Annotated in this window: 5 protein-coding genes; 3 read left to right on the plus strand and 2 right to left on the minus strand. The window is 60.5% G+C overall.

Annotation, left to right across the window (positions count from 1 at the left end):
• Positions 1–152: 152 nt before the first annotated feature.
• The gene (gene hrpA, locus KGB24_RS23610) at positions 153–4,064 is read left to right on the plus strand and encodes an ATP-dependent RNA helicase HrpA (protein ID WP_223416452.1); all 3,912 of its coding nucleotides are present in this window, start codon (positions 153–155) and stop codon (positions 4,062–4,064) included.
• 317 nt (positions 4,065–4,381) lie between these two features.
• A complete protein-coding gene (locus KGB24_RS23615) occupies positions 4,382–5,503 on the plus strand; it encodes a beta-ketoacyl-ACP synthase III (RefSeq protein WP_008043468.1) in 1,122 nt (373 codons plus the stop codon).
• A gap of 241 nt (positions 5,504–5,744) precedes the next feature.
• Here KGB24_RS23615 and KGB24_RS23620 read toward each other — a convergent pair whose 3' ends face one another.
• Positions 5,745–7,061, minus strand: coding sequence for a putative porin (locus KGB24_RS23620; RefSeq protein WP_223413954.1), 1,317 nt, complete (start codon positions 7,059–7,061; stop codon positions 5,745–5,747).
• A gap of 283 nt (positions 7,062–7,344) precedes the next feature.
• Here KGB24_RS23620 and KGB24_RS23625 point away from each other — a divergent pair, with 283 nt between their 5' ends.
• Positions 7,345–8,469 (plus strand): GNAT family N-acetyltransferase, encoded by a 1,125-nt coding sequence (locus KGB24_RS23625; RefSeq protein WP_223413955.1) that lies wholly within the window; start codon positions 7,345–7,347, stop codon positions 8,467–8,469.
• Between the two features lie 15 nt (positions 8,470–8,484).
• Here KGB24_RS23625 and aqpZ read toward each other — a convergent pair whose 3' ends face one another.
• Positions 8,485–9,180, minus strand: a complete 696-nt coding sequence (aqpZ, locus tag KGB24_RS23630; RefSeq protein WP_223413957.1) for an aquaporin Z — start codon at positions 9,178–9,180, stop codon at positions 8,485–8,487.
• Positions 9,181–9,321 lie beyond the last annotated feature (141 nt).

The raw sequence follows: 9,321 nt of genomic DNA on the forward strand, positions 1-9,321 counted from the left end.
GCTCGCTCCCACATTTGACCGCGGTGCCCCCGATTTTGTGGTCGCTGCAGATCCAGTGTGGGAGTGAGCCTGCTCGCGATTCGGCCGCGCAGCGGCCGTAAAATCTGCGACAATCCGCCCCCTGCGCCACTAGACGACTTATTGCGTACCTGATGACTGACGAATCGCCTTCACTCGACAAACTGCTGAAAAACCTCGATCACGCCATGCTCGCCGACCGCCACCGGCTGCGTCGGCAGTTGCTTGAGCTGCGCAAGAAACCTGACGAAGCCAAGCTGGCCCAGTGGGTGGCGCGCATGCAAGCGTCCTGTGATCAGGTGTTGGCGCGACGTGCCAGCCTGCCGGTGATTCGTTATGACGACAGCCTGCCCATCGCCGCCAAGCGCGATGAAATCAAGGAAGCGCTGCTCAAGCATCAGGTGCTGATCATCGCCGGCGAAACCGGCTCGGGCAAAACCACCCAGTTGCCGAAGATCTGCCTGGAAATCGGTCGCGGCCAGCATGGCCTGATCGGCCACACCCAGCCACGTCGAATTGCGGCGCGCAGCGTGGCGAGCCGGGTTGCCGAAGAACTGGCGACGCCATTGGGCGCGCTGGTCGGCTATCAGGTGCGGTTCGAGGATCAGAGCGATTCCAATACGCTGATCAAACTGATGACCGACGGCATCCTGCTGGCGGAAACCCAGAACGACCGCTACCTCGAACGCTACGACACGATCATCGTCGACGAAGCCCACGAACGTAGCCTCAACATCGACTTCCTGCTCGGTTACCTGAAAACCCTGCTGCCCCGTCGTCCGGACCTGAAAGTCATCATCACTTCGGCGACCATCGACCTGGAGCGTTTCTCCAAGCACTTCGACGATGCGCCCATCGTTGAGGTCTCCGGCCGCACCTTCCCGGTGGAAACCTGGTATCGCCCGCTGACCCTGGAACAGGATGAAGAGGGCAACCGCGTCGAGGATGACCTGACCGTGGATCAGGCGATCCTCGCCACCCTCGACGAAATCGCCGCGTTCGAACGCAGCGAGCGCAAGAGCCCCGGCGACGTGCTGGTGTTCCTGCCCGGCGAGCGCGAGATTCGCGACGCCGCCGACATGCTGCGCAAAGCGCAACTCAAGCACACTGAAATCCTGCCGTTGTACGCACGCTTGTCGCCGGCCGAACAGCAGCGGATTTTTCAGTCGCACCCGGGGCGTCGCGTGGTGCTGGCGACCAACGTCGCCGAAACGTCGCTGACCGTGCCGGGCATTCGTTACGTGATCGACAGCGGCACCGCGCGCATCAGCCGTTACAGCTACCGCGCCAAGGTCCAGCGCCTGCCCATCGAAGCGATTTCCCAGGCCAGCGCCAACCAGCGTAAAGGTCGATGCGGTCGGGTTGAGCCAGGCATTTGCGTACGGTTGTTCAGCGAAGAAGACTTCATCGGTCGCCCGGAATTTACCGACCCGGAAATCCTGCGGACCAACCTCGCAGCGGTGATTTTGCAGATGCTGCATCTGCGCCTCGGCGAGATCACCGATTTCCCGTTTATCGAGCCACCCGATGGCAAGGCCATCAGCGACGGTTTCAACCTGCTGCAAGAGCTGTCGGCGGTGGACCGCAACAGCCAGTTGACCCCGCTGGGTCGCCAATTGGCGCGCCTGCCGGTGGACCCGCGCATGGGCCGCATGCTGCTCGAAGCGGCGAAACTCGGCAGCTTGCAGGAAGTGCTGATCGTCGCCAGCGCGATGTCGATTCAAGACCCGCGCGAGCGTCCGCCAGAGCGTCAGCAAGCGGCGGATCAGGCGCATGCACAATGGAAAGACGTGGACTCGGACTTCGCCGGGCTGGTCAATCTGTGGCGTGGTTTTGAAGAGCAACGCCAGGCGCTGACGGCCAGTCCGTTGCGTAACTGGTGCCGCAAGAATTTCCTCAACTACCTGCGGCTGCGCGAGTGGCGCGACTCGCACCGTCAGTTGAGTTTGATCTGCCGCGACATGCAGTTGAGCATCAATAAAGAGCCGGCGGATTACCCGAAGCTGCACAAAGCCGTGCTCTCGGGCCTGCTCAGCCAGATCGGGCAGAAAACCGATGAAGGCGATTACCTCGGTGCCCGGCAACGGCGCTTCTGGATTCACCCGTCATCGGGCCTTGGCAAAAAGCGCCCGCAATGGCTGATGACCGCCGAACTGGTGGAAACCACCAAGCTCTACGCGCGCATGGTCGCCAAGATCGACGCCGATTGGATCGAGCCGCTCGCCGGGCACCTGATCAAGAAAAACCACTTCGAACCCCATTGGGAGAAGAAGCGCGGGCAGGTCGTGGCGTTCGAGCAGATCACCTTGTTCGGGCTGATCGTGGTCGGTCGCCGGCCGGTGCATTACGGGCCGATCGATCCGGTGGTGTCCCGTGAGTTTTTCATTCGCGAAGGCCTGGTGCGCGGCGAGATTCAATCCAAAGCCAAGTGCCTGACGGCCAACCAGCAACTGCTGGAAGAGCTCGACGAGCTGGAAGCCAAGGCTCGCCGTCGCGACATTCTGGCCGACGAAGAAACCCTGTTCGCCTTCTACGATGCGCGACTGCCGGCGGAGATTCACCAGACCGCGACCTTCGACAGCTGGTATCGGGTCAACAGCCAGAAAGACCCGCAACTGCTGATCATGCGCGAAGAAGACGTGTTGGCCCGTGAGGCCAGTGAAGTCACCGCGCTGCATTACCCGGACACCTTGCACATCGGCGATCTGGAGCTGGCGCTCAGTTACCATTTCGAACCGAACCACCCGCGTGACGGCGTGACCCTGCGCGTGCCGGCGCCGCTGTTGCCGATGCTGCCGCCGGAACGTCTGGAGTGGCTGGTGTCCGGCGTAATCGAGGCCAAGTGCATTGCCTTGGTGCGCAACCTGCCCAAGGCGTTGCGCAAGAATTTCGTGCCGGTGCCGGACTTCGTCAAAGCCGCGTTGCAGCGCATGACCTTTGCCGAGGGCTCATTGCCTCAGGCATTGGGGCGCGAGTTGCTGCGTATGACCGGTGCGCGGGTCAGCGATGAAGCCTGGGCCGAAGCGGCGCAGCAGGTCGAAAATCACCTGCGGATGAACCTGGAAATCGTCGATGGCCAGGGCAAGTTCCTCGGCGAAGGACGAGATCTGGCGGAGCTCACCGCGCGATTCGCTGAAGCCAGCCAGGCCGCACTGGCCGTCCCGCAAACGGCAAAAAGTCAGCAACCGGTGGAGGCAAAAGTCTTCGCCGCCGTGGCGGAAAAGACCCAACAGAAGATCGCCGGGTTGTCGATGACGGTGTATCCGGCGCTGGTCGAAGAGGCCGGCACGGTCAAGGAAGGGCGGTTCTCGACGCCGGCCGAAGCCGAGTTCCAGCATCGCCGCGCGTTGCAGCGCCTGCTGATGCAACAACTGGCGGAACCGGCGAAGTTCCTGCGCGGCAAGTTGCCGGGCCTGACCGAGCTGGGCCTGATGTACCGCGACATGGGCCGCGTTGACAGTCTGGTGGAAGACATTCTGCTGGCCAGTCTCGACAGCTGCATCCTCGACGGCGAAGACCCGTTGCCGCGTGATGGCGCCGGATTGGCGGCGCTGGCCGAACGCAAACGCGGCGGCTGGACCGAGCATGCCGAGCGTCTGGCGAAGCTGACCCTGGAAATTCTCAAGCTCTGGCACGGCCTGCAAAAACGCTTTAAGGGCAAGATCGATCTGGCGCAGGCCGTGGCGTTGAATGACATCAAGCAGCAGTTGAGTCATCTGGTGTATCCGGGTTTCGTCCGCGAAACGCCGATGCAGTGGCTCAAGGAACTGCCGCGTTACCTGAAAGCCATCGAGCAGCGCTTCGAGAAACTGGCTGCGCAGGTGCAGAAGGATCGGGTCTGGAGCGGTGAGCTGTCCGTCCTCTGGACTCAATACCAGACCCGCGCCAACAAACACGCCCAGGAAGGTAAACGCGATCCGCAGCTTGAGCTCTATCGCTGGTGGCTGGAGGAGTACCGGGTTTCGCTGTTCGCCCAACAGTTGGGGACCAAGGTACCGATCTCTGACAAACGCCTGAACAAGCAATGGACCCAGGTCGAACCGTAGACCTGTAGGAGCCGGCTTGCCGGCGATGGCGTCTTTGAAATCGCCATCGCCGGCAAGCCGGCTCCTACAGGTTCGTTATACGGCGTTCCGATTGCGCGCATCGTAATGCCGTCTTATCTCGCAAATAGGGTCAAACCCCAACGTTTATGGCAAACTTCGCGCCTATAAACGCCGGCCCCGCGGTTTTGAGCCTCCACAGGTTCGGGCGGTTCGGAATAAAGCGATGCCAGGTTTGCTTCCTGTGACGGGAACAGACCCTTTATGTATTGGTACGTCGGTGCCAATGCTTTCTGCCTGAACAGATTAGAGAAACGACCATGCATAACGTCGTCATCAGCGGCACCGGCCTGTACACCCCGGCCAACAGCATTTCCAACGAAGAGCTGGTGCAGTCTTTCAACGCTTACGTCGCGCAGTTCAACGCCGACAACGCCGACGCCATCGCCCGTGGCGAAGTCGAGGCATTGACCGAATCCAGCGCCGCGTTTATCGAAAAAGCCTCCGGTATCAAAAGCCGCTTCGTCATGGACAAGGACGGCATTCTCGACCCGCAACGCATGACGCCACGCCTGCCGGAGCGCTCGAACGACGAGTGGTCGGTGCTTTGCCAGATGGCCATCGGCGCGGCCGAACAAGCCTTGCAGCGTGCCGGCAAAACCGCGGCGGACATCGACGGCGTGATCGTCGCTTGCTCCAACCTGCAACGCGCCTACCCGGCCATCGCCATCGAAGTCCAGGAAGCGCTGGGCATCCAGGGTTTCGGTTTCGACATGAACGTGGCCTGCTCTTCGGCGACCTTCGGCATTCAAGCGGCGGCCAACAGCGTGCAACTGGGCCAGGCCCGGGCAGTGCTGATGGTCAACCCGGAAGTCTGCACCGGTCACCTGAACTTCCGTGACCGCGACAGCCACTTCATCTTCGGCGACGCGGCCACTGCAGTGATCATCGAGCGAGCGGACCTGGCAACGTCCAAGTACCAGTTCGACGTGGTCAGCACCAAGCTGCTGACCAAGTTCTCCAACAACATCCGCAACAACTTTGGCTTCCTCAACCGCGCGGCGGAAGAGGGCATCGGTGCCAAGGACAAACTGTTCGTGCAGGAAGGCCGCAAGGTGTTCAAGGAAGTCTGCCCGATGGTGGCCGAGCTGATCGGTGCGCACCTGGAAGAGAACCAGCTCAACGTCGGCGACGTGAAGCGCTTCTGGCTGCACCAGGCCAACCTCAGCATGAACCACTTGATCGTGAGGAAACTGCTGGGCCGCGAAGCCACCGAAGCAGAAGCCCCGGTGATTCTCGACACCTACGCCAACACCAGCTCTGCGGGCTCGGTGATTGCGTTTCACAAGAACCAGGATGATCTGGCGGCGGGTTCGCTGGCGGTGCTCAGCTCGTTCGGCGCCGGTTATTCGATTGGTAGCGTGATTCTGCGCAAGCGTTGATCTCGACCCTGAATCCTGTAGGAGCGAGCTTGCTCGCGATGGTCGTAATAACGCCGCGGGGTGTCAGGCTTCCCGCGTTATCGTTGACGACCATCGCGAGCAAGCTCGCTCCTACGGGTTCAGGGGGTCGCAAAAACAAAAAAACTCGCGCTGCTGAATCGGACGGATGATGGGGACCGATACAGCAGCGCGAGTTTGTAAAAGCAGTTTGGGCGTCCTTGCCCGAACCGTGTAGCAGGGATCAGAACTTGGCTTCGGCATCCAGCTGCAAGGTGTTGATTTTCGAGTCACGCAGGGTGGCGTTGGTGTAGTCGGAATCAGCCATGAAGTACGTCGCGCCGAGGGCGAAGTTCTTGTCGATCTCGTAGCTCACTTTCAACTTGCTGCCGCGCGAACCGGTGAAACCGTTGGCGAAGTCAGAGTCGGTGAAGGCGCCGACCACGGCGTTACGCTGTACGTCACGATAGTTGTAGTCCACGCCGAAGCCGAAGACGTTGGTCTTGACACCGGCCAACCAGCCCATGTCCTGATCGTTGCTGGCATCGTCGTTGTTGACGACTTGACCGTAGATCGACAATGGCATTGGCAGGCCGCCGATGTCGAGCTGACCAAAGCCTTCGTACAGTTTGAACTGTTCGTTCGCCGTGTTGCCGTTAATAGCCAGTCGGCAGGTGTTCGCCGCACAGGTATTGTTGATGTCGTTGTCGTTGTCGTAAGCGTAGAGACTGCCACCCAAGGTCATTTTCAGGTTGTCAGTGATCGCGAAACGCGCGCCCAACTGGCCTGAGTACAGACGCAGGTCGTGGCGGAACTGCTTGCCTTCGCCGTCGACGTTGTCCTTGAGGGTGAAGTGGCCGGCGCTACCGAACAGCTCGGTGCTGCCGCCCAGCGGGTATTTGTAAGTCACTGCCAGACCTTCCGGGTTGATGTCGCTATCCCAGATGATGTCGCCCATGCTCACCCATGGTTGCGCCATCTTGCCGCCGATCAAGTGCAGATTCTTGATGGCGTCAGGGTGGTAGTCGACGTAACCCTGGTCCAGCCAGATATCCTTCTTGGTGAAGTTGCCATCCAGGCTCTGGTTGGTGGAACGAGAGTCGTTGTCGCTGCCAGTGGCAATACGGATGCCGGTGTCCACTTGCGGGTTGATTGCAGTGTAGGCACCCAGGCGGACGCGAATACGTTGACGATCCTGGTCGCCGGTGTTGGAAACGCCGTCGTTCTTGACCGTTTCCTGGCGGAAACGCACGTCACCCTTGAACTGGGTCTTGGCTGCCCACGCCAGTTTCTGGTCGAAGGTGCTCAGTGCTTCGGTTTTCTTCGTGGTGGCCGCGATCTGCTCGTTAGTCTCTTGCTGAGCCTGACGGGCGATTTGCTGATCCTTCTGATCCCTGGCCAGTTCGGCTTGCAACTCGCTGTACTGCGCGTTGGTAATCGAACCGTTAGCCTTCAGCATGTCGAGCAGTTTGGCGTCGACTGCGGCGCTGGCCGGAACACTCATGGCCAGCAGCAGACCGCCACACAGGGCCGCCGCAGTTTTCGTGGAAGCAAGACGCATATCAATCTCCGAAGATGAGAGGGGATGACTTAGCCATCCAGGGCACAACCGACCGATGTCGGACGGAAAACAGTGATCGGGATAGAACCCGACGCTCTAAAAACTGGCGCCAGTATCGCGATGGTTTATGACAAAGCAGTGGCAAAGTGATGGCGGCTCGATGACGATACAAAGTGCGAAGGAACTTTCTATTCCGGGCCCTGTCGGCGGATCGCGAGTGTGGATTACGCCTCGATAGGCGATACTCGCGAGGCTTTTATGCCAAGAAGTGGAGAGGGAAGTGATGCCGCTGCAACGCCTGGAACGTCTGTCCGAAATAGCCCCGCACACTTGGGATGCCCTGGTGCCGCAAACCCAGCCGTTTCTGCGCCATGCCTTTCTCAGTGCACTGGAAGACAGTGGCAGCGTCGGCGCGCATTCCGGTTGGCAGCCCGAGCATCTGTTGCACATGGACGGGGACCGGTTGATCGCCGCGCTGCCCAGTTACCGCAAGTGGCATTCCTATGGCGAGTACGTGTTCGATCACGCCTGGGCCGATGCCTGCGAGCGTGCCGGCATCGACTATTACCCCAAACTGTTGACCGCCGTGCCGTTCAGCCCGGTCAGCGGACCGCGCTTGCTGGCGGCCTCGGTCGAGGACGGTTTCGAACTGCTGAAGAGTTTGCCGGGCTACCTCGAGATCGAAGAACTCTCCAGTGCGCACATCAATTTCACCGATCCGTTCACCGACGCGGCGCTGGCCGAACAACCCGGCTGGCTGCAGCGCATCGGCTGTCAGTACCACTGGCAAAATCGCGGCTATCGGGATTTTCAGGACTTCCTCGACGTCCTCAGTTCGCGCAAGCGCAAGCAGATGCGTAAAGAGCGCGAGCAAGTGGCGGGGCAGGGGTTTGATTTCGAGTGGCTGGAAGGCAAGCAACTGGATCAGGCGCAGTGGGATTTCGTTTACGCCTGTTACGCCAACACCTACGCGGTGCGCCGGCAACAGCCCTATCTGACGCGGGAGTTTTTCAGTCTGTTGGCCGAGCGCATGCCGGAATCGATTCGCGTGGTCCTGGCCAAACAGGGCTCACGGCCGGTGGCCATGGCCTTCAGCCTGGTGGGCGGCGACAGTTTTTATGGGCGTTACTGGGGCTGTCTGGCGGAGTTCGATCGTCTGCATTTCGAGACGTGTTTCTATCAAGGGATGGACTACGCAATTGCCAACGGTTTTCAGCGTTTCGATGCCGGTGCTCAGGGTGAGCACAAACTGATTCGCGGGTTTGAACCGGTGATCACCCATTCCTGGCACTACTTGCGCCATCCCGGCTTGAAAGCCGCCGTCAAAGACTTCCTTCATCAGGAGCGTCTCGGCGTCCTGGCCTATGCCGAGGAAGCGAGGACCGCCTTGCCTTACCGACAGGACTGATCCTCCTCCATGGGGTCAAGTGCCTACCTTGCCCAGCCACCGATACGTCACACCACCGACCACTGCACCCAGCAGCGGCGCGACCCAGAACATCCACAGTTGCGCGATCGCCCAGCCGCCGACAATCAGGGCCGGGCCGGTACTGCGGGCCGGGTTGACCGAGGTGTTGGTGATGGGAATCGAGATCAGGTGGATCAGCGTCAGGGCCAGGCCGATGGCGATCGGTGCCAGCCCGGCGGGTGCGCGTTTGTCGGTGGCGCCGAGGATGATCAGCACAAACATCGCCGTCATCACCAGTTCACAGACAAAGCCTGAGGCCATCGAGTATTTGCCGGGGGAGTGTTCGCCGTAGCCGTTGGAGGCCAGGCCGGCGGAGAGGTCGAAACCTTCCTTGCCGCTGGCGATGTAGTAGATCAACGCGGCGGCGATGATCCCGCCGATGACCTGGGCGATGATGTAGGCGGGCAGTTCCTTGGCGGGGAATCGGCCACCGACTGACAAACCGACCGACACGGCGGGGTTGAGGTGGCAACCGGAGATGTGGCCGATGGCGAAGGCCATGGTCAGTACGGTGAGACCAAACGCGATGGCCACACCGAGTACTCCGATTCCAAGCGGAGAAGACGCGGCCAGAACCGCACTGCCGCAACCCCCCAACACCAGCCAGAACGTACCTAACAACTCAGTGACTGAACGTTTGAACAGAGACATGAGAGCGTCCTTGATAGGTTTCCTATCGAGACTGTATCGAGTTATGCATCCTGCAGATTTACGACAGGCTCATCTCCAGAACCTTGGCTGAGTACAGCAGGGTTTTTCTGGAATTCCAGTGGGCTTAGAGCTGTTGGGGGC

It is taken from the genome of Pseudomonas sp. BF-RE-25 (genome assembly GCF_019956105.1).
In the GTDB taxonomy this organism is placed as follows: Bacteria; Pseudomonadota; Gammaproteobacteria; order Pseudomonadales; family Pseudomonadaceae; genus Aquipseudomonas; species Aquipseudomonas migulae.